This is a genomic window from Pseudomonas sp. P20 (assembly GCF_016463925.1).
Taxonomy (GTDB): domain Bacteria; phylum Pseudomonadota; class Gammaproteobacteria; order Pseudomonadales; family Pseudomonadaceae; genus Pseudomonas; species Pseudomonas aeruginosa.
The window spans coordinates 41512-67089 of record NZ_JAEMVM010000022.1; the positions used below are offsets into that span (position 1 = coordinate 41512).

General features: G+C 66.7%; 21 protein-coding genes. 7 read left to right on the forward strand and 14 right to left on the reverse strand.

The window, feature by feature from the left end:
- Positions 1-27: 27 nt before the first annotated feature.
- Positions 28-384 carry a SirB2 family protein gene (locus tag JHD77_RS23190; RefSeq protein ID WP_003118228.1) on the forward strand — a complete coding sequence of 119 codons (357 nt, stop codon included), beginning with the start codon at positions 28-30 and terminating at the stop codon, positions 382-384.
- On the opposite strand, the gene JHD77_RS23195 is transcribed toward JHD77_RS23190, so the two are convergent.
- The 6 genes from JHD77_RS23195 to JHD77_RS23220 all read right to left on the reverse strand — a co-directional run bounded on the left by JHD77_RS23195 (position 385) and on the right by JHD77_RS23220 (position 7269).
- On the reverse strand, positions 385-1314 hold the full coding sequence (locus tag JHD77_RS23195) for an NAD-dependent epimerase/dehydratase family protein (protein ID WP_003093339.1): 930 nt from the start codon (positions 1312-1314) through the stop codon (positions 385-387).
- The gene (locus JHD77_RS23200; protein WP_003113045.1) at positions 1307-2191 is read right to left on the reverse strand and encodes a dTDP-4-dehydrorhamnose reductase; all 885 of its coding nucleotides are present in this window, start codon (positions 2189-2191) and stop codon (positions 1307-1309) included. Before JHD77_RS23200 ends, JHD77_RS23195 begins: the two co-directional genes overlap by 8 nt.
- A 268-nt stretch (positions 2192-2459) precedes the next feature.
- Positions 2460-3410 carry a transcriptional regulator FeaR gene (gene feaR, locus JHD77_RS23205; protein WP_003105262.1) on the reverse strand — a complete coding sequence of 317 codons (951 nt, stop codon included), beginning with the start codon at positions 3408-3410 and terminating at the stop codon, positions 2460-2462.
- A gap of 160 nt (positions 3411-3570) precedes the next feature.
- On the reverse strand, positions 3571-4149 hold the full coding sequence (locus tag JHD77_RS23210) for a DUF3156 family protein (RefSeq protein ID WP_191519401.1): 579 nt from the start codon (positions 4147-4149) through the stop codon (positions 3571-3573).
- Positions 4124-5614 carry an APC family permease gene (locus JHD77_RS23215; RefSeq protein WP_023116463.1) on the reverse strand — a complete coding sequence of 497 codons (1491 nt, stop codon included), beginning with the start codon at positions 5612-5614 and terminating at the stop codon, positions 4124-4126. Before JHD77_RS23215 ends, JHD77_RS23210 begins: the two co-directional genes overlap by 26 nt.
- Positions 5615-5781: 167 nt before the next feature.
- Positions 5782-7269, reverse strand: a complete 1488-nt coding sequence (locus JHD77_RS23220) for an aldehyde dehydrogenase family protein (RefSeq protein WP_003118226.1) — start codon at positions 7267-7269, stop codon at positions 5782-5784.
- Positions 7270-7497: 228 nt separating this feature from the next.
- Between JHD77_RS23220 and JHD77_RS23225 the strand changes: the two genes are divergently transcribed.
- Complete coding sequence (locus tag JHD77_RS23225; protein ID WP_003113042.1) at positions 7498-8166, forward strand: helix-turn-helix transcriptional regulator; 669 nt, start codon at positions 7498-7500, stop codon at positions 8164-8166.
- On the opposite strand, the gene JHD77_RS23230 is transcribed toward JHD77_RS23225, so the two are convergent.
- The gene (locus JHD77_RS23230; RefSeq protein ID WP_031755673.1) at positions 8163-8999 is read right to left on the reverse strand and encodes a class I SAM-dependent methyltransferase; all 837 of its coding nucleotides are present in this window, start codon (positions 8997-8999) and stop codon (positions 8163-8165) included. The two genes, JHD77_RS23225 and JHD77_RS23230, sit on opposite strands and share 4 nt — an antisense overlap.
- A gap of 106 nt (positions 9000-9105) precedes the next feature.
- On the opposite strand from JHD77_RS23230, the gene JHD77_RS23235 reads away from it, so the two are divergent.
- From JHD77_RS23235 to JHD77_RS23250, 4 genes are all read left to right on the forward strand, one after another.
- Positions 9106-9480 carry a hypothetical protein gene (locus JHD77_RS23235; RefSeq protein ID WP_003093356.1) on the forward strand — a complete coding sequence of 125 codons (375 nt, stop codon included), beginning with the start codon at positions 9106-9108 and terminating at the stop codon, positions 9478-9480.
- On the forward strand, positions 9477-9683 hold the full coding sequence (locus tag JHD77_RS23240; RefSeq protein WP_003161707.1) for a helix-turn-helix transcriptional regulator: 207 nt from the start codon (positions 9477-9479) through the stop codon (positions 9681-9683). The genes JHD77_RS23235 and JHD77_RS23240 overlap by 4 nt, the downstream gene beginning before the upstream one ends.
- A 210-nt stretch (positions 9684-9893) precedes the next feature.
- Positions 9894-12869, forward strand: coding sequence for a non-ribosomal peptide synthetase (locus JHD77_RS23245; RefSeq protein ID WP_031755675.1), 2976 nt, complete (start codon positions 9894-9896; stop codon positions 12867-12869).
- Between the two features lie 89 nt (positions 12870-12958).
- Positions 12959-13648, forward strand: coding sequence for an SDR family oxidoreductase (locus tag JHD77_RS23250; protein WP_003113039.1), 690 nt, complete (start codon positions 12959-12961; stop codon positions 13646-13648).
- 14 nt (positions 13649-13662) lie between these two features.
- Here the strand turns inward: JHD77_RS23250 and JHD77_RS23255 are convergent, their stop codons facing one another.
- From JHD77_RS23255 to JHD77_RS23285, 7 genes are all read right to left on the reverse strand, one after another.
- Positions 13663-14307, reverse strand: coding sequence for a response regulator transcription factor (locus JHD77_RS23255; protein ID WP_003093364.1), 645 nt, complete (start codon positions 14305-14307; stop codon positions 13663-13665).
- A gap of 644 nt (positions 14308-14951) precedes the next feature.
- Positions 14952-16097 carry a fimbrial protein gene (locus JHD77_RS23260; protein ID WP_003158814.1) on the reverse strand — a complete coding sequence of 382 codons (1146 nt, stop codon included), beginning with the start codon at positions 16095-16097 and terminating at the stop codon, positions 14952-14954.
- A gap of 99 nt (positions 16098-16196) precedes the next feature.
- The gene (locus JHD77_RS23265; RefSeq protein WP_031755677.1) at positions 16197-19253 is read right to left on the reverse strand and encodes a two-partner secretion domain-containing protein; all 3057 of its coding nucleotides are present in this window, start codon (positions 19251-19253) and stop codon (positions 16197-16199) included.
- An 87-nt stretch (positions 19254-19340) separates the two neighbouring features.
- Positions 19341-20081, reverse strand: a complete 741-nt coding sequence (locus tag JHD77_RS23270; protein WP_012613602.1) for a fimbrial biogenesis chaperone — start codon at positions 20079-20081, stop codon at positions 19341-19343.
- Positions 20078-22546, reverse strand: coding sequence for a fimbrial biogenesis outer membrane usher protein CupB3 (cupB3, locus tag JHD77_RS23275; protein ID WP_014833886.1), 2469 nt, complete (start codon positions 22544-22546; stop codon positions 20078-20080). Before cupB3 ends, JHD77_RS23270 begins: the two co-directional genes overlap by 4 nt.
- Before the next feature lie 387 nt (positions 22547-22933).
- Entirely contained in the window at positions 22934-23680 is a 747-nt protein-coding gene (gene cupB2, locus JHD77_RS23280) for a molecular chaperone CupB2 (RefSeq protein WP_003118217.1), read from the reverse strand.
- Positions 23681-23710: 30 nt separating this feature from the next.
- Positions 23711-24280, reverse strand: a complete 570-nt coding sequence (locus JHD77_RS23285; RefSeq protein WP_003111034.1) for a fimbrial protein — start codon at positions 24278-24280, stop codon at positions 23711-23713.
- Positions 24281-24750: 470 nt separating this feature from the next.
- Here JHD77_RS23285 and JHD77_RS23290 point away from each other — a divergent pair, with 470 nt between their 5' ends.
- Positions 24751-25575 (forward strand): molybdenum cofactor biosynthesis F family protein, encoded by an 825-nt coding sequence (locus JHD77_RS23290; RefSeq protein ID WP_003121942.1) that lies wholly within the window; start codon positions 24751-24753, stop codon positions 25573-25575.
- The last annotated feature ends 3 nt before the right edge of the window (positions 25576-25578 follow it).

The following is a 25578-nucleotide window of genomic DNA, read 5'->3' on the forward strand; positions in this document are numbered from 1 at the left end:
TTTTTTCATCCTGCGGAAACGGACCCCATGTACCCCTGGCTGAAGACCCTGCACATCACCTTCGCCCTCAGCAGCGCCGCCCTGTTCGTCTGGCGCCTGGCCTGGAACTGGTCGGGGCGCAAGGCCAGCGGCATCCGCCGCTGGGGACCGCACCTGGTGGACACCCTGCTGCTGCTCAGCGCGCTCGGCCTGGTGCACCTGGCGATGCCCTGGCCGCTGCCGCTCTGGCTGCTGGCGAAGCTGGGGCTGTTGCTGGGCTACATCGTCTGCGCGGCGTTCGCCCTGCGGATGGCGCGGGGCCCCGGCAAGGGCCTGCTCAGCGTCCTCAGCCTCACCCTGCTGGGCGGGATCTTCTACCTGGCGCTGAACAAGCCCTGGTGGTGATCAGCGTCCGAGCAGGCGCGCCAGGCCCACGCCCATCGGCGTCGGCTGGTCGAAGCGGAAACGCCTCAGCAGGCGCTCGTTGTTCGCCCGCGAATGCCTGATGTCACCGGCTCGCGCGTCGGCGTGGGTCACCGGCGGCAGGCCACCGAGCACCTGGCCGATCTCCGCCAGCAACTGCTTCAGGCTGATGCTGCGATTCAGGCCGACGTTCACCGCCCCGGGTTCCACCGCCGTCGCCTCCAGCGCCTGGACCAGGAAATCGACCAGGTCGGCGACGTAGATGAAGTCGCGGGTCTGCTCGCCGTCGCCGAACACGGTGATCGGCGTCCCCTTCAGGGCGCGCTCGGTGAATATGCTGATCACCCCGGAATAGGGCGAGGACGGGTCCTGGCGCGGCCCGTAGACGTTGAAGAAGCGGAAGATCGCCGGCTCCAGCCCATGCTGGCGGCGATAGAAATCGAGGTAGTACTCGCTGGCCAGCTTGTCCGACGCGTAGGGCGTCAGCGGCGACTTCGGGGTGTCTTCGTCGATCGCCGTGCCTTCGCCGTTCTGCCCGTAGACCGCTGCGCTGGAAGCGAACACCACGCGCTTCACGCCCTGCTCGCGCATCGCTTCGCAGAGGTTCAGGGTGGCGATGAAATTGCTCTGGTGGGTGGCGACCGGGTCGTCCACCGAGGCCTGTACCGAGGCGACCGCGGCCAGGTGGGCGACCGCCGCGCAGCCCTTCAGGGCGGCCGCCAGGGTCGCCGCGTCGGCGGCGTCGCCTTCGAGCAGCTCTACCCGTTCGTCGTCCAGGGGCAGGTTGTCGCGCTTGCCGGTGGACAGGTTGTCCAGCACACGCACGCGGTAGCCGCGCGCCAGCAGCGCGTCGGTCAGGTGGGAGCCGATGAAACCGGCGCCGCCGGTGATCAGGATGGGGCGTTCAAACATGCCTGTAGTACCTGTCCAATAGAGCCGGCAAACCTGCGCGCCAGGCGCGCGGCTTGATGCCGAAGGTGTGGAGGATCTTCTTGCAGACCATCACCGCGTGCTGCGGCTCGTCGAGCGCGTCCGGGCGCGCGGCATGGGCCTCCGCCGAAGGCTCCTGGATCAGGTTGGAGCGATAGGTACGCGCCTCGTTGAGGATCACCTGTCCCAGCGCCAGGGTGGTGGTCGCTTCCAGTCCGCCGTAGTGGTAGGTGCCCCACAGCGGCGCCTGGCAGTCGAGCTGCTTGAGCACCGAGAGCACCACCCGCGCGGCGTCGTCCACCGGCGTCGGGTTGCCGCGCCGGTCGTCGGCGAGGAACAGCGGCTGCGGTTGCTCGGCGCGGCTGAGGAAACGTCCCAGCAAGCCGTTCGGGCTTTCGTCCAGCAGCCAGCCGAAGCGGATCAGCACATGTCGCGGGCAGGCCGCGCGCACGCTCTGCTCCATGCGCCAGAGCGCCTGGCCACGCAGGCCCAGCGGAAGGGTCTCGTCCTTCTCGCTGTAGGCGGTGGCGCGGGCGCCGTCGAAGACCCGGTAGCTGGACGGCTGGACCAGCAGGATCTCGTAGTGCTGGCAGAGCTCCGCGAGGCGCTCGACGGCGCGCTCCTGGGCGCCCAGGCGCTCCGCCTCGACCTGCTCGGCCTGGAACCAGTCGTGGTAGAAGGCGAGGTTGATCACCGCGTCGGGGCGCGTTTCGTCCAGCAGGGTGGTGAGGCTGGCGGCATCCCAGCCCTGCTCGGGTGGTCTGGGCGCGAGGAAACCGATGTCTTCCTCCGCCCCTAGGCGGATCAGCGCCTGTCCAAGGGCATTACCGCCGCCCAAAAGCATCAGGCGCATTCGCATGGTGTAGGGGGGCACTCGAAATCTGATAGTGAATAGCGACGCGGCGCACGCCCCAAGGCAATGACATCCTGCGCCTCGCTGGCGACATGAAAGGTGCGGGCATCGGGTGCTGCTTGTCGCGGCAGGTACCCCGGACAGCGCCGCCGTTATTTTCATGCAACCTGACACGCCGCATTCTTGCTGTGCCTCCGGTGAAGCGTCAAGCATTCACCGGGCCAGCTCCGCCTGCGGCGCGGATCGGCGGGACGAATGGCAGCGCGCGGCGGCGTCAGGCCGGTAGCGCGCCGGCCCGATAGTCCTTGGGCGAAACCTCGAACTGCTTCTTGAACGCCCGGCTGAAATGCGCCGAGTCGCTGAAACCCCACTTGAAGGCGATGGAGGTGATCGATTCGCCGCGCAGCCGTGGGTTGCCGAGGTCGGCGGCGCTGCGGCTGAGGCGCTGGCGGAGAATGTAGCGGCAGACGCTGTCGCCCTGCTCCTCGAACAACCGGTACAACTGGCGCACCGAGATGCGCAGGCGGCCGGCGAGCATGTCCGGACTCAGGCGCGGCTCCTGCAGGGATTGCTCGATCAGACGCTCCGCGTGCCGGCGCAGACTGTAGCCATAGAGCCCGGCCAGCGGTCCCTCCAATTCCTCGCCGGCGTGCTGTAGCGCCGGCCCGAGCAGGGCGATCAGCGCCTCCTGCAACGCCCCGCCCTCGTCCGCCACCGCCCACGGCTGCAGTTCTCCGGCGCACACCTGCTGCACCAGCAGGCTCAGCAGGCGACCGCTGGCGCAGTTCGGCGAGAGTTTGCCGAAGGCCCGCTGGCTGGGTGGCAGGTGCCGGCATACCTCTTCGCGGGAGAGATGGAACGAGGTGTGTTCGATGAGTCCGTGGGGAATGATCTCGCAGCCGCCCGCGGAGTCCATCAGCGCCATTTCCCCTGGCGCCAGCTCTATGCTGTCCCCACCCTGGCGCAGTTGCGCATGGCCGCTGCGCTGGACGACCAGGAAGCAGTGGCGGTCGTCGTCATGATCGGCATGGGTGGCCTGGCGGGCGATGCGCCCTGCGTTGGTGCGGATCTGCGCCAACTCCAGACCGCCGAGGTCCTGCCGCGAGATATCGCCGATGAACAGCGTCCGGTTCAGCGCGGGTTGCGATTCGAAGCGCCCGCAGACCTGGCGCAACGCCTGGTTCCAGGCTTCGAAGCTGTTGTGTGCGGAAGACAGGGTATGCACCGGGCACCTCCTGACGGCAACGGCCATCGTTATTGTTGTATGGCGCGGCAATTACCGAGCCACGCAGCGCTGCCGTTATGATTAACATGTTATCGATATACCCACAAGCTAGCGCAAATGGACCGGCGGATACGCATCCGGGAGAGCCGGCAAGGGCCGTTCAGGCGGGAGAAAGCAGGCGCTGCAATTGGGCGAAGGCGCCCAGCAGGGCCAGGCGCTGCTCGGCGACCAGAGGGATGTAGCGGCGATAGGCGGGGAAGCGGTTGACCACCTCGCACGCCCCCAGGTGTTCCAGGCTCACGGTCCAGCCCCTGTCGTCGCGGCAGAGGCGCAAACTCCGGAAGTCCAGCGGCATGAGCTGCTCCAGCAAGACCCGGTCGCCCCCCTGCAAGGCCTCCCGCAACGGCTCGAGCCCGCTCCCGCTGCGTACCTTGCAAAGGATGCCGCGACGCCGCAAACAACCGGCGTGACGCAGCTCCAGGCTGGCCGGCGGCCCCCCGGGCGCCGCCACGAACAGGCTGAACTCGGTGCTGACGATATGCACGAACAGGTGCGCCTGGACCCGCTCGCGAACCTCGAGGCTCAGCTCTTTCGTACGCAGCAACAGCCTGCCGTCCTGCGCCTCGCCGTCGCACGCAGCCAGGTTGCGCCGCACCAGGGCCAGGGTGGCTCCGGGGCGATAGGCGGCTGGCCGCCAGTCGCGCCAGTGACGCTCATACCAGCGCGCCCAGGCGGACATGCGCCCTCTCCCGCTGCTGCTGGTCCTCTTCGGCGAATTCCTTCTCCAGCACCTCTTCCACCGCCAGCGGACGGAACGGATTCACCCGCTGTACGCACAGGGTCCAGAACAGGGCGTAGGCGGCCGCCAGGCCGAGCATCAGGGCGAACGGCAGGTAGATGTCGGCGGGATTCATCCCCGGCGGCGTGATGTAGAACATCCCCAGCAGGATTCCGACGCTGGAGAACAGCTGCGGCAACGGGAACAGCGGCGAGCGGTAGGCGCGCGGCAGGTCCGGGCGACGGATGCGCAGCAGCACCACGGAGAGGGTCACCAGCAGGTAGGCGGTGCCCCAGGCGCAGACCGCAGCCAGGACCAGGTGGATGATCCCTTCGCTGTCGCCGCCCAGCCACCAGGCGTGCAGGCAGGGAATCGCCGCTGCCACGGCGATGCACAGCAACGGTGTCTTGAAGCGCGGGTGCAGGTAGGTGAAGGCCTTCGGCAAGGCGCCATCCAGCGCCATCCCGTAGAGAATCCGCGGCAGGCCGGCCATCAGGGTGTTGATGGTGGCGGCCCCGGCGAACAGCAGGCCCACGCCCAGCCAGATGCGTCCGAACGGTCCCATCACCTGCTCGGCGAATCGCGGGATCGCCATCGGCGTCTCCAGCAGGTGCAGGCCGCCGCCGAGGTCGAGGTTTTCCACCTGCCGGCGCATCGCCGCGCCATAGAGGAACATGCAGCAGGCCACCCCGATCAACCCCAGGGCCATCGCCCGCGGCAGGGTCCGCGAAGCGTGGCGCACCTCCGGCGTCAGCGGCGTGACGAATTCGCAACCGACGAACATGAACATCGCCATGCCCACCAGCGACAGCAGGGTCGGCAGGTCGTCGCCGACCATCGAGGCCCCGAACCAGCCCTGCAACTCCACCGCGGGCAGGCGCAACAGGCCGGTCACGGCGAAGATCATCAGGGTGCTCCACATGCCGAAGGTGAGGATCACTTCGGCGCGACCGAAGGCGGTGATCCCCAGCGCATTCAGCAGGCCGAAGCAGAGCACCATGCCGACGCCCACCAGCCAGGCGCCGCCGCCCGGCTCGGTGAGGGTATTCAGCGACTCGAAGTTGACCAGCGCCATGGTGCCGCTGAGCATGGTTTCGGCGGTGCCGGCGAACACATGGACGATCAGGTAGGCCGACAGCGTGCCGGTGATCGCGAAGAAGCGCCCGAGGCCGCACGACAGGTAGTCGTAGACCGAGCCACGGGTCGGCAGCAGGCAGGCGGCCTCGGCGAAGGTGGTGGACTGCGCCAGCATCAGCAGCAGCGCCACCAGCATCGCCACGGCGAAGGTTCCGCCGCCCAGGCCGAAGCCGGTGGTGGCGGTGAGGATCACCGGGCTGGCCATGATCAACCCGACCGAACTGGCCAGGGCGGTGGGGAAACCAACCCGCCCGCGGAGCAGGTGCTGGGTGAGTCTGGAGTTGGACATCGACGTATCCTCGACGGCAGCGTTGCTGTTGTTGTTCTTGCGTCAGGCCCTGCGGGACGCACCGGCGTCCCGTACGCTCCGCCGGCAGGCGAGGCGTGTCGAACAAAAGGCTGCCGCGGAGGGCAGCGAAAGAGCCGAACGAATCGGCTCCCCCCGATTCATCGATATCAGTAGGCGATGCACACCGACTTGTTCTCGGTGTACGCCTCGATCGCCGCATGGCCCATCTCGCGTCCGATGCCGGACTGCTTGAAGCCGCCGAACGGCATCGACGGGTCGAGCAGGTTGTGGGCGTTCACCCATACCGTGCCGGCCTTGATCCTGGGTACCAGGTCCATGACCTGGCGCAGGTCGTTGGACCAGATGCTCGCACCGAGCCCGTAGATGCTGTCGTTGGCCAGGCGCACCGCTTCGTCGAGATCGTCGAAGGGCGTCGCCACCAGCACCGGCCCGAAGATTTCCTCGCGCACCACCTGCATCCCCGGGGTGACGTCGGCAAGGATCGTCGGCTGCACGTAGAACCCCGTCTCGCCCTGGCGCGCCCCACCGCAGACCACGCTGGCGCCCTCGGCCACCCCGCTTTCGATCATCCCCAGCACCCGCTCCTGCTGCCTGGCCGAGACCAGCGGGTTGATCTGCGTGGTCGGATCCAGGCCGGGGCCGATGCTCAGGTCGCCGGCGATGGCCGCCAGGCGCTCCAGCACCTGGTCGAAACGCTTGCGCTGCACATAGAGGCGCGAGCCAGCGGTGCAGACCTGCCCCTGGTTGAAGAAGATCGCGCCGGCGGAACCGGCGGCAGCCATGTCCAGGCTGGTGTCATCGAGGATGATCACCGGGGATTTGCCGCCGAGTTCGAGGGAAAAACGCGTCATGTTCTCCACCGCCGCATGCCCGATCAGCTTGCCCACCGGGGTCGAGCCGGTGAACGCCAGCTTGTCGATGCCCGGGTGCGCCGCCAGTGCCGCGCCGGCCTCGGCGCCCGTGCCGGTGACGATGTTCACCACTCCTGGCGGAATCCCCGCCTCCAGGCACAACTGGCCGAGGCGCAGGGCGGTCAGCGGGGTTTCGTCGGCCGGCTTGAGGACCACGGTGCAGCCGCAGGCCAGGGCCGGGACGATCTTCCAGATCGCCATCAGCAAGGGGAAATTCCACGGCACGATGGCTCCAACCACGCCCACCGGCTCCGGCACCGTGTAGGCTCGGTAGCGCGCGCCTGGGACCGCGGCGATCGACAGGTCGAGGCTGCGGCCCTCGATCTTGGTCGCCCAGCCGGCCATGTAGCGGATGAACTCGACCGAGGCGCCGACCTCCAGGGCCCGCGACAGGTTGATCGACTTACCGTTGTTCAGGGTCTCCAGCTGCGCCAGTTGCTCGCCATGCGCCTCGATCCGTTCCGCCAGTCGCAGCAGCAGGCGCTCGCGATCGGCCGGGCGCTGGCCTGCCCAGTTGCCTTCGAACGCACGCCGCGCGGCGGCGACCGCCCGATCGACGTCTTCGGCGCCGGCGCGGGCCACGCGCGCCAGCTCGGTACCGGTCGCCGGGTCGTACAGCGGCATGTCGGCGCCGGAACGCGCCGGCCCGGACTCGCCGTCGATCAGCAGGCCATGGGGACTGCGCAAGAAGGCGCTGACGGACGGGTCGATGGCAATACTCATGTGTGCTCCTCGGCTTGGCGACGGCGCTGCGTCATGCATGCGCCTACTACCCGGGAATACTCTGGACCCGCCGCTCCCCCGCTCGCTTGCTCCAGCCTGCCGGGTTTCTTGCCGCTGCCTGCCAAGCCAGGCAGAGAGAGACAAGACGGCGCGCCGGGGCATGGACATTCTGCCCGGCAGGCGGGACAGTGGACGTCCCGCCGCCTCGTCCCACGGGAGTCCCGCGCCATGCCTTCGACCCTGTCGCCCGACCTCGGCCCGCGCTGCATGCAGGCCTTCACCCAGGTGGTGCCGGCCAGCCTGTGCGTGTTCTATCGCATCGACGAGGATTGCCGCGCACACGATTTCCAGCTCCTGCGGATGCCGGCCGGCATGCACCGCGACTACCTGCGCCACTACCGCGACTACGATCCGCTGCAGCCGCGCCACTGCCTGGCCAGCGCTTCGCCGGTGGTGCCGCTGCGCCAGGGCATCGCCCGCCAGCCTGCGGAGGACAGCGCGCTGTACCAGGGCTTCCTGCGACGCCACGGGATCTGCGACGTGGTCGAGGTGCTGGCGCATGCGCATCAGCGTCCGGTCGCGGCCCTGTCGTTGCTGCGCGACGCCCGCCTAGGGGCCTTCTCCGACCAGGAGCTGCGACAGTTGCGCGCCCTGCATGGCCTGATGGAGCTGGCGGCGCAGGCATGCGCCACGCCAACGGCCAGCGCCGAGCGCCTGCAAGGCCTGACACCGAGGGAACGGGAGATCGCCCTGCTGCTGCGCGACGGCGTCAGCAACAAATGCCTGGCGCAGTGCCTCGGACTCGGCCTGCCGACGGTGAAGACCCACCTGCTCAACCTGTTCCGCAAGACCGGCGCGCGCAGCCGCACCGAGCTGGTGAAGCGACTCTTCCTCTAGCCGCGCGCGGCCTGGGGGCTGCGCGCCTCCAGCCAGAAGAGGAACTGCCGCACCGCCAGCGGCTTGCCGCTCTCGTGCAGGCCGCGCAGGCGCTCGCGGTGGCGCCTGAAGGAAAAACCGGGAAATACCCAGGACAGGTTCAACAGGTACCAGGCCAGGGCGCCGACATCGGCGAAGTGCAACACCTCCCAACCTTCGCCGCCTGCCACCGGCGGCAACTCCGCGGCCTCCAGCTGGGCCCGGGCGAAACCCAGGTTCCAGTGCGGTGCCTCCGGCGTCGGCGCCGGTTCGCCGAGCAACGCATAGAACTCGCGGTTGAAGTCGCCGGCCACCTGCTGGGTGAGGAAACAGCCGCCGGGCGCCAGCACCCGCCGGACCTCCGATGGCAGATAGGACTCGTGGCGGTTGCCGACCAGGTCGAAGGTGCCATCGGCGAACGGCAACGCCCCGCCGCCATCGCCCTCCCGGCCCTGGCGATGGTTGTCCGGCGCGCCCTCCACCTCGACCACGCGGATGCCCAGGGGCTCCAGGCGCCCCCGGGCAATCTCCAGGTTGGGCGCCCAGCCCTCGGTAGCCACGGTGAGCGGCGGACGATACGGCAGCCGGCTCAACCATTCGCCGCCGCCGGTGCCCATGTCCAGCAGGCTGGCGGCGGCCCGGCAGCGCTCCAGCATGCGCCCCGGGAAATCCCATGGCGGCGGCTCCAGGCGGATGCGCCCGCCATAGTCGTATTCCCAGCCGCGCATCGGTGTGCGGCCGGCTTCCACCAGCAGCGCGTCGAATTCGTCGCCCGTCGCCATTTCGCCGTTCTCCCAGAGACCGCCCGCTACCATCCCCGAGTCTCCTCGCCAAGGCAAGCCCATAGAGAATGTAAAGCTTGCTTGACAAAGAAGAGCATCCCGGCCAATGTAAAGCCCCCTTTACATGGACGGTTCAACCATGACCCACAAACGTTTCTTCCTCGAACTGCTTCTCGCGCTGGTCGGCTATGCCGCTGCCGTTCTGATCAGCGGCCAGTTGCTGGCAGGCACGGAACCGGGCGCCGGCCGGGTCTTCCTCGCCCTGCTGCCGGTGCCACCGATGGTCGCCCTGGCGCTGGTGGTGATCCGTTACCTGCGGCGCCTCGACGAAATGGCCCGGCGCATCCATCTCGAAGCCCTCGCCCTGGCCTTCGTCGGCACCGCCCTGCTCACCTTCGCCTACGGTTTCCTCGAAACCACCGGCTTTCCGAAACTCTCGATGTTCTTCGTCTGGCCCCTGATGGGCGCGTTCTGGGCCATCGGCTGCGTCCTGGGACTGAGGCGCTACGCATGAGGAACCGCATTCGCGAGTTGCGCGCGGAGCGCGGTTGGTCACAGGCGGAGCTGGCCGGAAAGCTGGAGGTATCGCGGCAGACGGTGAACGCCATCGAAACCGGCCGCTACGATCCAAGCCTGCCCTTGGCCTTCAAGCTCGCCCGGGTGTTCGGACTGGCGATAGAAGCGATCTTCGACGACCGGGAAGGCCAGCTGGACTGAGTCCGGTCCCGCTTCCGAAAACGTCCGGGGCGCCCCCTGGCGACCCCGGCGGCGAGCCCCCCTTACCCTGTACCAAATGGCAGTTGCCGCATTTCCCCTCGGGGCTAGCCTTGGACCAGGCCTATCGCCAGCCTTCCCCCTGGTCCCCGCTCGATACGCTGAAAAACCACGGATAACGTCTTTTCAACCGGCAAGACAGGAGTCTCAGCCATGTCGAAAGATTCTGTTCTTGGCTTATTCAGGCAACACGCAGATACCCATCCCGAACGCCCCGCCCTCGTCGATCGCGAGCGCTCGTTCAGCTACCGCGAACTCGACCGGCTCAGCGACCGGCTGGCCGCCCACCTGGCCAGGCGCGGCGTCGCCCGCGGCGAGCTGCTGCCCCTGCTGGCCGAACGCTCGGCCGAACTGGTCATCGCCATCCTGGCGGCCGCCAAGTGCGCAGCGGCCTACGTACCGGTGGACCGTCGACAACCCGACAGGCGCAAGCGGGAAATCCTCCGCCAGTGCCAGGCCCCCTTGGCCCTCGCCACCCAGGCCGAGGACCTGCCGGGGCAACCGGTGGAGGTCATCGCACAGGCGCTCGCGACGAGTGCGGCGGGTGCCGCGCCGAGACCGGCGCTCGACGGCAGCGAAGCGCTGTATGTGATCTTCACCTCGGGCACCACCGGCGAACCCAAGGGCGTGGTGATCGAGAGTCGCTCCCTGGCCAACCTCGTGAGCTGGCACAACCGGCGCTTCAATATGGATCAACGGAGCCGCACCACCCTGATGGCCGGCGTCGGCTTCGACGTTTCCCAATGGGAAATCTGGTCCACCCTGTGCGCAGGCGCCTGCCTCCACCTGGTACCCGACGAGGTGCGCCCAGACCCGGCGGCGCTGCTGGCATTCTTCGCCGAGCAGCGGATCAGCCACGCCTTCGCGCCTACCGTGATGGTGCCCGCGCTGGCGGAGCAGCCCGCCCCGCCGTCGCTGGCGCTGCGCTACCTGTTCTGCGCCGGGGAAAAACTGCCGCCGGTCGCAACCGGCGGGCTGCCCTATACCGTGGTGGATTACTACGGCCCGACCGAGGCCACGGTCTTCGCCACCTGCCGCATCGTCGACGCCGAAGCACATCGGCGACCCGCCTCGATCGGCACGCCCATCGACGGCTGCGAGGCATTCATCCTCGACGCCGACGACCGGACTTGCCATGGCGACCGACCCGGTGAACTGAACCTGGCGGGCGTCTGCCTGGCGCGCGAATACCTGCGCGACCCGGACATGACCGCCAGGCGCTTCCACTACTCGCAGGCACTGCGGCGTCGGCTCTACCGCACCGGCGACAAGGCCCGCTGGTTGGCCGATGGCAGCCTGCAGTTCCTCGGTCGGCTGGACGACCAGGTGAAGATCCGCGGCCACCGCGTCGAACTCGGCGACGTCGAGGCCGCGCTGTTGCGCCAGCCGGCTATCCACGGCGCGGTGGTGCTGGCGCATGCCGACCCACGCTCCGGTAGCCAGCAATTGAGCGCCTTCGTGGTCCCCCGCCAGCAGGACGGCGATGCCAGGGCCGTGCTCGCCGCCATCAAGACCGCACTGCGCCAGGAACTGCCCGACTACATGCTGCCCAGCCGCTACCTGTCGCTGGACAGCCTGCCGACCACGGTCAACGGCAAGATCGACCGCCAGGCCCTGCGTCGACACCTGGACGAACAATGCCAGGAACGACTCGACGAGCAACGCTTCGGCACCCCCGGCGAACTGCAAGTGGCCCTGTCCTGGCAGGAAGTGCTGGGGCATACCGACTTCGGCCTGGACGACAGCTTCTTCGAGGTCGGCGGCCATTCCCTGCTGGCCGCCGCCCTGGTGCGCGAATTGAGCCGACGCTTCGGCAACCGTGCCTACATCCACGACATCTACCGCACCCCGAGCGTGCGCCAACTGGCGGCCAGCCTGGCGCGGCGCGCCGGCGAAGCGCCGCCGGCGCTGGACAGCGAACCGGCCCAGGAGCTGCAACGGGACGTGCGCCTGCCCGCCGACGTGGATTTCAGCCGCCCCATGGACACCGCCCAATTGCTGGCGCCACGGCACATCCTGCTCACCGGCGCCAGCGGGCTGATGGGCGCCCACCTGCTCGCCGAGCTGCTGGCCAGCCGCGAGGCCGACCTGCATTGTCCGGTCCGTGCGCAAAACGACGCCCATGCCCTCGAACGCCTGCGCCAGGCCGCCCGGCAGCACCGCATCGAACTCGCCGAGACGGACTGGCGACGGGTCAGGGCCTACGCCGCCGACCTCGCAGAACCAGGTTTCGGACTACCGGCGGAAACCTATCGCGAGCTGGCCGGCAGCGTCGACCAGGTCTTCCATTCCGCCAGCGCGGTGAACTTCATCCAGCCATACAGCTACATGAAGCGCGACAACGTCGAGGGGCTCGGCCAGGTCCTGCGCTTCTGCGCCAGCGGCCGCTGCAAGCCGCTGATGCTGCTGTCGAGCATCTCGGTGTACAGCTGGGGCCACCTGCATACCGGCAAGCGCCTGATGCGCGAGGACGACGACATCGACCAGAACCTGCCGGCGGTGGTCACCGACATGGGCTACGTGCGCAGCAAATGGGTGATGGAAAAGATCGCCGACCTCGCCGCCGAACGCGGCCTGCCGCTGATGACCTTCCGCCTCGGCTACGCCACCTGCCACAGCCGTACCGGCGCCTACGCCGACTACCAGTGGTGGAGCCGGCTGGCGCGGACCTGCCTGGAGTACCGGGCCGTGCCGCTCCTGCGCGAGCTGCGCGAGGGCCTGACCACGGTGGACTACATGGTAGAGGCGATCAGCGTCATCGCCCGCCAGCCTTCGGCGCTGGGCAAGAAATTCAACCTGGTGCCGAGCATTCCGCGCTGCCTGACCCTGGACGAGTTCTTCGGCCGTCTCGGGCGACGCGCCGGGCGTCCCCTTCGGCAGATGCCGTTCGACGACTGGGTAAGTCTCTGGGAAGACAATCGCGACGCCCCGCTCTATCCCCTGCTGAGCATGTTCCGCGACAACATGTACGCCGGCCGCAGCACCGTCGAGTTGTACCAGGACACCTATCTCTGGGACTGCACCAACGTCGAGGAACACCTGCGCGGGAGCGCCGTGCGCGAGCCGGAGTTCGACGACCGCCTGCTCGACCTGTACCTCGCCGGCCTGGGCGGCAGCGCCATGCGGTAAGGTCGAGGCCGCCGCGGCCGGTCGCCGCGGCGGTTACCGCAGCGGGACGCGCTTGGGTATCCTGTCCGCTTTATCGCCCGGAGAACCTCATGCACAACGTTCTGATCGTCGGCGCCTCGCGCGGCATCGGCCTGGGACTGGCGGATGCCTTCCTGCAACGCGGCGCACAGGTATTCGCCGTCGCCCGGCGACCGCAAGGCTCTCCCGGGCTACAGGCACTGGCGGAGCGGGCCGGGGAGCGCTTGCAAGCGGTGACCGGCGACCTCAACCAACACGATTGCGCCGAACGCATTGGCGAGATGCTGGGCGAGCGGCGGATCGATCGCCTGATCGTCAACGCCGGCATCTACGGCCCGCAGCAACAGGATGTGGCGGAAATCGACGCCGAGCAGACCGCCCAGCTATTCCTGACCAACGCCATCGCGCCGCTGCGCCTGGCCAGGGCACTGTCCGGCCGGGTTAGCCGGGGTGGCGTGGTGGCGTTCATGAGTTCGCAGATGGCCAGCCTGGCGCTGGGCCTGTCGGCCACGATGCCGCTCTACGGCGCCAGCAAGGCGGCGCTGAACAGCCTGGTACGCAGCTGGGAGGGCGAGTTCGAGGAGTTGCCGTTCAGCCTGTTGCTCCTGCATCCCGGCTGGGTGCGTACCGAAATGGGCGGCGACAGCGCGCCGCTGAGCGTCGAGGAAAGCGCCGCCGGACTGGTCGCGGCGGTGGAGGATGCCGCGGGCGTGAATGCCTGTCGCTTCGTCGATTATCGGAACCAGCCGCTGCCCTGGTGAAGCGGGCCGATCCGTCAGGGCATCCGGCAATAGCCCTCGGCCGCATACCTGATGAGGTCGGCATCGCGCTTGATGCCGAGCTTCTTCATGGCACTGACCTTCTGCGTACTGATGGTCTGCACGCTGCGATGCGAGCGCTCGGCGATCTCGGTGATGGTCAGTCCGGAGCCGAACAGACGGACGATTTCCGCCTCCCGGGGCGTCAGCCGTTCGTTGTGCGAGGAAAGCACCTGGTTGACGAAGATGTCCCTGATCGACGGCGAGAAATACTGGTTTCGCGAATAGGCCGCGCTCACCGCCGCCAGCAGGTGACTGGTCGAGTCGGACTTGCTGAGGATGCAATTGATACCCTGCTTGAGAATGGCCCGGATAAGGCCCGGATTGTTCAGCATGGTAAAGACAACCAATTGCAGATGCGGATAACGTCGCCGCAGCAATGACAACAATGCCAGTCCATCGCCATATTTCCCGCCCGGCATCGTATAGTCGACGATAACGACATCGCAGTCGCCTTCGTCGAGCCGGCCGATCAACTCGGTAGAATTGGAAACTTGACCGAGCATCTCCAAAGAACCGCACTGACTCAGTTCGTAGGAAATACCCAGCGAAATGGCGGGATGATCATCCGCAACCATTACGCGAATGCGATGTAGGGACATCCTTGCGTCTCCTTAAGCGGTACACGGCAGGCGAAAGCGTTACCAGGAAACCTGTGGTCTCGGTCATGCCTGCCGCAGGCAGGCGGCCGCCGCTCGGCCGGCAAGGAGGAAAGCGCGGTCCGGAATCCGCCGACGCCACTGCCCCGGTTCAAAGTGAACATGTGTATTTTCTAGTGAAACCGACGATATTTAATATAGTAAAACTACTATTTTTTCGCCTCGTAAACTAACAACAAAGACACTTGAAACAGCCCCCGAAAAACGTCTACGTAGACACTTATGAAAAACGATGAAATACGAAACGGACAAGCCAGAGCAGCAAAAAGTTTGAAAAAAGAGTTCCGCGACAAGCTGAAACTATCGCCTGGAAAATAGCGTTCGTTTATTTGCGCGAAATCCTACCAAGGAAACTTGCATATCCCTCAGAAAGCCTTCGCCCATACGCAATATCGGTATTCCGTGTGCGGGAATGGCATGTGCGCACGAGACCCAGGACGAGCAGCGGAGCGATATGCAGAGCGCCTTCGGCGATCTGCAACCACTGGAGGTGAGGGGCCGAGCCTTCGCGAGGGCTGGCGCGAAAGCGGCCGACGGCGCTTCCCGAGGCGGGGCGGGAAACGCCGGGGAAAGAGCGGCGGCGCCGCTCAGGGGAAGGTAAACGTGAACTCGGCGGCGCCGTCGGCGACCCCGGCCTTCAATTCGCCCTCCGCGCCGATACGGATGTAGGCGGCACTCAGCGGGAGGTCGGCGCTGTCGCCGACACGCCGCATCGGGTAGGGCGTGCCGTCGAAACGTATCCGCTGCTGGTCCAGGCCGTTCTTCACGACGATGCCGAACCCCGCCGCGCCGCCGCTCTTCAAGCTGAGGATCGTCGGGTCCGCTTGCTGCGCCGAGACATACTTGTCGCGGAAAGCGATTTCCGGCTTGGCCAGCGCCGCACACTCGCTGAGAGAGATATCGAAGGAGCGCTCCGTGGAGGTGTCGTTGACCCGCGGGAAGTTCTTCAACGCGACGCTACCCAGTTTGACGTTGATTTCCCGTCCCACCTCGACCTTGCATTTCTTCGGGATCGGCGGCGGCGGGGGACCGCCGCCGATCCCGATGGAGGCCGGGCCGATCAGCGAATAGGGCTTTCGGCAAACCCCGGTGGGGTAGTTGTCCGCAGGCACCGCCAGGACGCTGCCGATGGACGCTTCGCCCTTCAGCCTGTCCACCGCCCAGAGATTCAGGGTGGCGCTGCCGGATACGCTGGTTACCTTCAGGTCGCCGGCAGGCAACTCGCCGGGGTCGACCGTCAGGACCAGTTCCTGCAGGTAGTCGCTGGTCGTGCTTCCGGAAAAGCTCGTGACTCGCTTGTCCAGCGCATGGGGCTGGTTGTCGACCGGAATCACCCGCTTGACGCCGTCCTGGGCATCCACCGAGATCCGATAGCCGATGCCTTTGACGTCGGACGCCACCGTGCCGTAAGGCCCCGGAAAGCCCACCCCGGACCAGTTCCCCCCGATGACCAGCTCATGCGCCTCCTGGGAAGCCTGGGGCTTGTAGTTCAGGAACAGGCTCACCGGCCTGGCGAACAGCACCGTGCCTTTCGCCGTGCCGCTGGTCAGCTCGTTCACCACACGCCAGGGCAAGCCTTTGCCATTGCCGAACGAGCAGTTCAGGGCGACCTCGTTCAGGGCCCAGGCCTGGCCGCCGGTCAGGCAGCAGAGGCCGAGAACGAGCGCCTGCCGAGCCTGCGCGCCAGGCCGGCGGCGCAGGGAAACGCGGCCGGGAAATAACCTCATGCTCATGGAACTCTCCAAGATTGCGCCTGCGGAAGAGGGCCACACTCCAGGCGAGAGCGGCCCCGGCCGGGAAGGGAGGTCCGCCAGGGACCTCCCCTGCCGGCCTTACCAGATGTTGCCGTAGTCGATACCGGCAGGCGGCAGGAGCGCCGCCTCGCCGATCACGTAGTTGCCGCCCAGGACCCCATGGTTCTCGCCGACCTGCGCACCGTAGATCTGGCCGTAATGGGACTGAGGCTTGAAGTCGATCTTGCCGCTGACGCCGGAGTACTCGATCGATCCCAGGTTGACGCCGGCCAGCCCGCCCATGGAGACGTAGTAGTCGCCACTGACGGTGCCTTCCGACATGGACGAAACGATGCGTCCCTGGATCTGGTTCTCGCCGACCAGGCCGCCGATGCGGCTGCGCCCGCCGCTGTTGACGGTACTGCTGCTGCGCGCCGACAGGATCGAACCGGCGTTGCTGCCGACCAGGCCGCCAACCGACGCACTCGCAGCGGCGCTGACCCTGCCGCTGGTATCCACGTTGACCAGTTCGCCGCCGTTGTGGCCGACGAGCCCGCCCACCAGGCTGTTGAACCCGCCGCTCACGTCGCCGCGCGAGATCGCATGGGCGACGGAACCGCCGAGGTTGTGTCCAATCAGCCCGCCGACGCGACTGTTGCTGCCGCCGCTGACCTTGCCCGTCGCCTCGGCGGTCTCGATGGCGCTCTGGCTATTGTTGCCGACCAGCCCGCCCAGATCCGCGCCGCCCTGGTCCGTGACGCTGCCGCTGGCTTTCAGGTTTCCGAGCATGCCGTTGCCTTCTGCCTTGCCGATCAGCCCGCCGGTCGCCAGGCCGCCCTTGCTGTACACCGACCCGCTCGCCTGCGAGCGGAATATCTCGCCGCCGGAACTCAGGCCGACCAGCCCGCCGGTATTCCCCGCGCCGCCGGCCTCCACCTGGCCGCTGGCGCTACTATCGGAGACGTGGCCGAACATGTTGTAGCCGACCAGGCCGCCGACGTTCAGGCCGGGCCGGTAGGTCTCGACCTTCCCCTGGCTGCCGGACGCCCTGATCATGCCCTTCGCATTCAGTCCGACCAGGCCGCCGACGCCGCCCAGGCTGTTGCGCTCGGTGGACTGTGCAGCCACATGGACGTTGCTGTGGGCGTTCTCGATGACCGCCTCCGGCCCCCAGGCAGTGGTGAAGTTCTCCCCCACCAGACCGCCGACCGCCGTGCTCGCCGCATAACCGGTGACGCCGCCGCTGACGGATGCGTTCGCGATCTGCCCGCTGATATTGCGCCCGACCAGGCCGCCCAGTGCGTTGGAGCGCAGTCGGCTGCCGACGACCGAGACCCCGCTGGCGCTGACGTTGGCGATGCGGCCGCTGTTGATCCCGACCAGGGCGCCGAGCGAAGACGGTCCGGAGCCGTAGGTGTTATCGGATACCCGCAGGTTGTTCAGCTTCAGGTTGCTCAGGGTGCCCGAGGAGCGGGCGAACAGCCCGACATTCGGCCCGGTGTTGCTGATCGAGAGATTGCCGATGCTGTTGCCGAGACCGTCCAGGGTGCCGCTGAAGACGCCGGCGGGCCCGCCGATGGATTGCAGCGCCGTGCAGTAATAGCTGCCGCCCAGGATATTGCCGCCGAGCACGTACAGGCCGTCCAGGTTCTTGTTGATCGCCTGCAACTGCGCCAGGTTCTGCACCACCGTGTAGTAATAGCCGCCGGAGACGTAGGTCGCGTTGGCCCCGGCCAGGGAGACCGACGCCGTGCCGTTCACCCGGTGGCCTTCGCCGGCATCCATGGCCAGCGCGCTGCCAGCTCCGCCGAGAACGATCTTGTCATTGATATCGATAGCGCCTTCGGCCTTCAGCTCCAGCCCAGCCTTGGCACCACTGGCATTCAGCCTGCCATTCAGCGTCAGATCGGCCGCGGAGCCCAGCCCCAGCCGGTTGCCCGATGCCCAGCTCACCGAGCCGTCGAGGTCCAGGTCGCCCTTGGTCGAAACCAGTTCGATATTGGTGCTCGCCAGGTTCCGCGACAGGGTGTCGGCATGAACGGTGACGCCATCCGACACCGTCGATGGGCGCACGTCGATCTTGTCGGCGGCAATCTTCCAGGTGCCGTTGAGGCCATTGCTGGCGAGCGTGTTCACCTGGGTGCCCAGGGCCACCTCCACCGCCTGCCCCCGGACCTCGACCGTGCCGCCGTGCCCCGGTCCGTTCAGCGCATTGGCGGACAAGGCGCCTCCCACCATGACCTTGCCGTCCGGGCCGCCATCGAGCACGATCCGCCCGTTCTTGCCGCGCAGCGAACGGGCCTCGATGGCACCCTGGGAGTTCACCACCGTGTTGAGCAGCGCATTGGCGGTCCTGGCCGCCATCAGGACTCGCCCCCCGTCGGCCTTGAGCAGGCCGCCGTTGCTTGCCAGCGCATTGGCGACCCCGGCGTCGACGCGGATGTCGAGCAGCTTGTTGCCGTCGAAATTCAGCGTCAGGTCGCTGCCCGCGCCGAGCCCGACACCGCCCATCTGCGCCAGGACCGTCCCGCGGTTGTCGACCTGCGCGCCCAGCAGGGCGATGCTGCCGCCTTCTGCCGCGGTGATGGCGCCCCCGTGGTTGAGGACACCGTTGGTAGAGGGACCCGTGAAACGGTATCTGGAGGAGTTGCCGTTGAACTCGGCATCCGTGATGTCCAGCGTGGAAGCCACCAGGCCGCCGACATTGACCTGGGCACCGCGACCGAAGAGCACGCCGTTGGGGTTGACCAGGAAGACCTGGCCGTTGGCATCGATCCGACCCTGGATATCGCTGGCCTTGGTGCCGATCACCCGATTCAGGGCGATCGAGCTACTGCTCGGCTGGTTGAAGATCACCCGCTCGCCGGCGGCAACGCTGAAGGAATCCCAGTTGGCGATGAGCTTGTCGACCTTCTGGTTGACCGACAGGCTGTTGCCGCCCGACAGGTGTATCTCCCCGTTCGCGCTCCCGCCGACCACCGTTCCCCCGCTTGGCAGCGCATAGGCCGGAGCCAGGGCCGTGGCGCCCAGCAGGGCCAGGGCGGAGGCGATCGCCGCCTTGGCGCCGGCGGGCTTGCCGCGCCTGCGACTGCCTTCGCTGACGACGTTCCAGCAGCCCTGGGATACGTTCCAGACCAGTGCATAGCATTTGTTCATGTGCTTCCTTCCTCCAGTGAAACCCCGCGACCTATTCGCAGGGCCGTGCTACGGCAGGAGCCCAACTCCCCGGGCCCTGCCGAACTCCTACGGGTATCTCTCTGCCGGCGCGTCGCCACGCTCGATCTGGCCGTCATCCCCCACCGCATCGAAATGGACCCGCGCCGCCTCGCCGGGCACGGCCGGCAGACTCAACGGGGTAAGGGCGAAAGGCGGCAGGGTGACGCTGCCGAGGGACATGGCGAGGTCGCCCTCGCCCAGCTCCAGGCGCACCAGGGAAACGTGATAGGGACTGCGGTTGTCCGCCTCCAGCAGCGCCCGCTGCCCCGGCCGTACCGCCGGACGCAGGCGCCAGACGACCTGGCGCGCGGCGGCTCGCGGATCGCCGGCCAGACCCTGCGGACGGAACAGGAGCTTCATCCGCAGGCGGTAGCTCACCAGCAGCAGGTTGCCGCTGCCGTCCTCCCGCCCCGGCACCTCCAGCAGGTTGACCCAGAACAGCGATTCCCGGTCGTCCGGCAGCGGCTCGCCGGTATGGCGAAGCTGGAGCGCCTGGGTCTCCTGCGGGTCCATACGCAACAGCGGCGGCGACAGGATGAACGGCACCGTGACAGCGCTCGGGTCCGCCGTCTCGTCGCCGCGATCGAGCCAGGCCTGGACCAGGGCCGGGCGCGTCCCGACGTTACCGACGCGGATCGTCAGCGCGGAAACGCCCGCCGGATAGATGAAACGGGTCCCGATCACAGACAGCGAGGCGGAGGCATCGGCCACCAGCGCCACCAGCAGGACCCAGGCCGTGCCGCATCGTCCCAGGCCGACGCCGGTCACAGCGTGCGCTCCCGGTCGGCGGCCGACGCCGGGCGACATGCCAGTTGCAGGACGGGAGGCGTCGTCTCGCGCGGGCCCAGCGCATAGTCGACCAGGCACTGCTGCTGCGGCTCGTTGCCCCAGCGCACCCGAACCGAGCCGCGATCCTGCTCGACCCGCAGCACCAGGCGGCTGCCCTGGCCGACGGCGCCCACCGACTGCCCGCTGTGGGCATCGAGCACTTCCGCGGCGAACGGCAGGGGCTCGCCGCTGGGCATCCGGCTATCCACCAGCAAGGGCCTTGCCACCCGCGTCGGATAGTCGAGGCGCACCACCGCTCCGGCGGTGGGCGCCACGTTGCGCGAACTGGACCTCAGTTCGATCTCGTCGGCCATGCCGTTGGGGTCGAGGTCGACGCTGTTCAACTGGTAGGGCAGCAGGTTGGGAATCACCGCATAGCCGTGGCGGTCGATCCGGCTTCCCGAGTAGCCGGCAGCCGCGCCCCTGGCATTTGGCGCGTGGACCAGGCCGATCGTCTCGCCCAGGGTTTGTGCCGCGGTGATCCCGCCGCTGTGCGCGACCAGGCCCCCCGCGGCCTTGACCGACAACTGCCGATAGCCCGGTCCCTGCGAGAGGCTGGAGCCGAGTTCGACCTGCGGCAGTCGATAGTCGAGGCTGGCGCTCTTCGAGGTCTGCCGGCTGTCGCGGTCATGGGAGGCCGACAGCGAGTAGGAGGCCTCGCCACGCTTGCCCAGCATGCCGGAAACCCCGCTGGTGAGCTGGGTTCCGCTGTTGCTGTCGCGGGTCAGGTAGCTGCTCAGGGTCGGCGACCCGCGTCCAGCGCCGCCCAGCGGAATGGACAGGTTCAGGCTGAACAGCGTGCTGGTCTCGCCGCGCCTGTCACCGCTGGAAAAGCCTTCGTACTGGCTGCGCAGGCGTTGCGCGGAAATGGAGTAACTGACGTCGCGCCACTGGTTGCTGTAGCCGACGGAGAAATTGACCGCCCGCCCGCCGCCGCTCCAGTAGCGCTGCGAGGAGCCGTTCAGGTAAAGGTTGCCGCCGTTGCCCAGTTGCTGGCTGATGTTGGCGTCGAGACGATTGCGCAAGCGCGAGAACGACTCCAGCGGCTCGCCTCGCTCTACCCGGTCCTGCATGAAGGCCGCGTCGCGCAGGCCGAGATAGCCGCCGGTGGAGTAGCGATAGGCGAGCAGCGAAAAGTTGGTGCCGGTGTTCGGCAGGTTCTTGCTGTAGGCGAGGCGGTAACTGGAGCCGCTAAGGCGGTCGCCGCCGGGAACCTCGGTACGCGCCAGCGTCACGTCACCGGAGAATCCGCCCACCGGCGTGTTCAGCGCCGCGCCCATCAATCCGGACATGTAGCTGCCGGTGAAGGCCCCGCCCGCGTATGCGGTGACGTCGTTGCCCAGGCCGCGCTGGTAGACGCCCTGCAGCATGTTCGGCCGACGCTCCAGGCTGGGATCGTTGAGCCGCCCGGCCGTCAGGCTGTAGCGCGTGGTTCCGGGGCGCAGCAGTTGCACGGTGGTGGCGAACGGCACGATGAAACTGCGGACTTCCCCGCTGGCTTCGGTCACCCGCACTTCCAGGTCCCCGCCATAGCTGGCGGTCTGCAGTTCGTCGAGAGCGAACGCCCCGGGTGCCACCGTGGTTTCGTAGATGAGGTAGCCGCGCTGGTAGACCGATACCCGCGCATTGGTACTGGCGGTCCCACGGACCACCGGAGCGTAGTAGCGCAGCGAATCCGGCAGCATCCGGTCATCGCTGGAAAGCTGCACTCCACGGAAGGACACCGCATCGAAGAACTCGCTGCTGGTGGAGTTTTCTCCCAGCAATAACTGCGCACGCCAGGCCGGCAGGTCGGTCTGCACATAGGTTGCGCTACGCTGGTAATGGCTGCCCATGCGGCGCGACCAGGTGGCCGTGCCGTTGTGGCGCAGGCGCGCCCGCCCGAAATTGAAGCCGGCGTTCATCCCGGCATAGCCGCTGGTGGCGCTCCTGCCGTGGTTTTCCCTGACGTGGAGATTGCTGTTGTAGTTGAGCAAGGCGGCGGAAATGCCGCTGTCCCAGCTCGCCGGATCGACATAGGTCTTCGAAGAATCCAGGCTCAGGTAATAGCTGGGCACCGAGACATAGACCGACTGCTCGGCGATATCGAGCTTGACCCGGGCCCCCGGCACATAGCGCTCGAGCGGGTCGCAGTGCAAACCTTCGGGCAGAGGATCGCGAGCCGAGGAACGGTCCTGGCCACGCGCGCTCTTCTCCAGGTCGATGCCCGCCCGCTCCAGCAGGCCCCGGTCGTAGCAGAAGACCGCGCTTTCCCGCCCCGGCTGGCGGCGCAGCTCGACTTCCTCAACGCCACGCCATCGGCTGTTGAGCAGCAGGTCGAGGCGATAGCGGCCTGGCTCGATGACGTCGCCGCGCTCGAAACGCGACGTATCGATCGAGCGTCCGCCCGGCCCCAGGGCCAGCATCTGCGCGTCGAAGACGATCCGCCGCGACGGTGCGTCCAACCCACCGGCCGGTGACGCAACGGCCGCCGCGGGCGCCTGCGGCTGTTTCGCCGGTGCTCCCGTCCTGGCCTCCTTCGCCTTCGCCCCGGCTACGCCGGCGGCGCCGACGGAGGACCAGGACTGGCAGGAGGACAGCGAAGGAAACAGTGCCAGCAGACAGGCGAATCGCAGGGAACGAACGGCGATCCCTCCCTGCATCGCCATTCGCAACAGGGCGACCTGCCCACCGTAAGCGGGAGCGGACAGGCACCTATGAAGAGAAACTTTGGGCATATGTAATCCCTGCAGCGATTTTAAAATCGCCACTCATATGTCGGGCCGTAAGTAGAAAGCGGGGAAACGGAGGGGTTATTTGCCGAGTGCCCTATCGAGGGTATTGCGGCCACCGTAATCGTTGATGACTTCGTATCTGACGGAAGCGGCTTCCAGGTTCTTCGGATTTCCCTGCCAGTCGAACTCCTTCGTCGAGAATGGCGCGACCATTCCCTTTCCCACGGACATGACACGGCCATCGACAATCAATTCGACGCTGGCGAACGAAACGTAGTAAGGCGTCGGATTATTTACCTGTACTACGGTCTTTTTTCCTGCTCCCCCTGACTCCAGAAACTTCCATTGAAGTTTCCCGGCAGCCGAATCGACACTCTTCAACTGGCTGGGTCGAAAGAAGAGTTTGAAGCGCGAACGAAAGGAAAACTGCAATGCATTGTTTTCGTCTTCGTCCCTGGGCGGAACTTCCAGGATATTCAGCCAGAACAGCGATTCGCGATCCGTCGGCAACGGGGCCTTCAGGTAGGCGATGCGCAATACAGCGCCGCCATTGGGGTCCACTCGCGTCACGGCCGGCGTGACACTGAAGGGAACCTGCAGTTCCTCGGGGGGAACGTCCTGCCGGCCATCGTCGATCCAGGCTTGCGCCAGCACGGGAGTGCCGGAGGTATTGCTGACCCGCAAGGTGACCTCGCGCTCGCTGGCCGGAAAGACGACGCGAGTGCCCTGTGCGATCAGCCCGGCGTGAGCCGTTCCGACGCACAGGGCGATGGCCACGGCGCTTGCCGCCACGAAAGAATGAAAACGATGCATTAGCGGCGCCATGGCCTCACCTCTTCGTCCGTCGACCGCCGCTTACTCGTACGCCAGGAGGTAGCGGATATGGGACAGGCCGGTACCCGCGATCACGGTCTTCTCGGTGGACACATAGGAGGCCTTGTACTTCAGGGTCGCCGTGTTCTTGTCGATGGTTGCCTTCTGCGGGGCGGCCTCGACCAAGCCCAGCGGGATCTTCGTGGTGTTGGCCGCCGAATTGTTGAAGATCTGGATCTGCACGCCCTTGGCTTTCGACGGCCCCATCAGCATCAGGTTGCCGCTGATACGGTCGACGTTGGTGACCGTATCGAAGGCGATGGAAACCTTCTTGTCATTGGTGCAGCCGGCACCGGAGAGGACCAGGTCGAACTCCTGGAAAGTGGAGTTGGTTCCGACGGCGGTGAAATGGGTCGGCGCCACAATACCCAGGTCGACGTTGGTGACGTTGCCCGCACCCGGCGCCTGACCGTTGATATCGCACGCGACGTCGGTGATGTTGCCCGAGAAGTTGACGATCCCATCGACCGCATGGGCCACGGGGGACATCAGCGCGAGAAGGGTGCCCGACGCAACGAGGGGCGCAAGAATTGCACGTTTGAACTTGTTCATCTGATTTCCTTTGGAGTTGTGGAACATCCTGGCTGCTCCCTGGAGAGCCGATGCAGTACGAACCGGCCAAGGTAGCCAAGCCTTTGCGCGCAACCGGGACGGCCGCCTAGAGCGCCTCCGACCATTACGCGACAGCCGAAGATTGCGCCCTGATAAACGCAGACCCAAATACTAGAAAGAAAGACAGGATTTAAAAATAATAATCATACGAAAACATATGTAGTCCATTTCCGATAACAGCCAATAGATACATAAGAATAAATTCAGAAAATACTTATAGAAGAACAGGAACCCATTAACTAAAAAACCAAAAAAGAAGAAACGAAAACTCATCTAAGACTTCATCTTCGATAACTTTCCCTTCGCCGCTCCGTACTATTTCCGTGGCATATCGACCTATCAACCATCCGGTCGATATCGGGATACTCGAAGACAGGCCAGCATGGGTTTCCCACGACGAGGAGAACCCTATGTCCGCCCACTCGCATTCCGGATGGATCACCGTCGGCGCCCTGGCCGACGGCTTCGCCCCGGACAACCACGTCCTTCCCGCCTGCGGCGATCTCGCCGGGCTCGAACGGGTCCTGCACTTCGCCAACGGCTGGGTCATCGAACATGCCTTCGACTCGCAGCGCCTGCGCTGGCGCCTGGCCGACGGCAGTGCCAGCGGCGAGTCGGACTACCGCGCCAGTTCACTGCGGGAAAACCTTTACCTGGTGGATTTCCTCAAGCAGGAAAACGGCCGGCCGGTCTCGGTCAGCCTGGTGCTGGACTTCGACAACCAGGCGTTCACCGCGGTGCTCGGCCATCTGCCCGACCGCACGGCCTGCGAACAGGGTCTGTTCTCCCGGGCCCTGGCCGGCCGGGAACTGACCGGCGTGAAGGCCGAGTTCCTGCATGGCAGCCTCGACCGCCCGTGGCAGCCCGACGCCTGCCCGCACGTCCCCAGCGACGAGTTGGTCGGCTTGCGCAACCGCTACGTCTACAGCGCCAGCGAGGCCTACGAACACGTCTACCTCAATCCCGACTTCTACACCTGGCAATGCCTGCGCGGCGCCGAGCGAGGGCTGGCCGATACCGACCGCTGCCACTGCTACCGACTGGCCGAACGCCTGTACCTGTTCGTCTGGCGCGAGAAGATCGTGCCGACCCTCGGCGTGCTGCTGATCGACCTGGAAGCCGGGCGCACCGACGGCAAGATCTTCGGCTACCAGGACGACGACTTCGCCACCCCGGTTAACTTCCCGGTCGGCGCCCTGGCCCAGGTGCTCAACCAGACCCGCCACGACCTGTGAGGA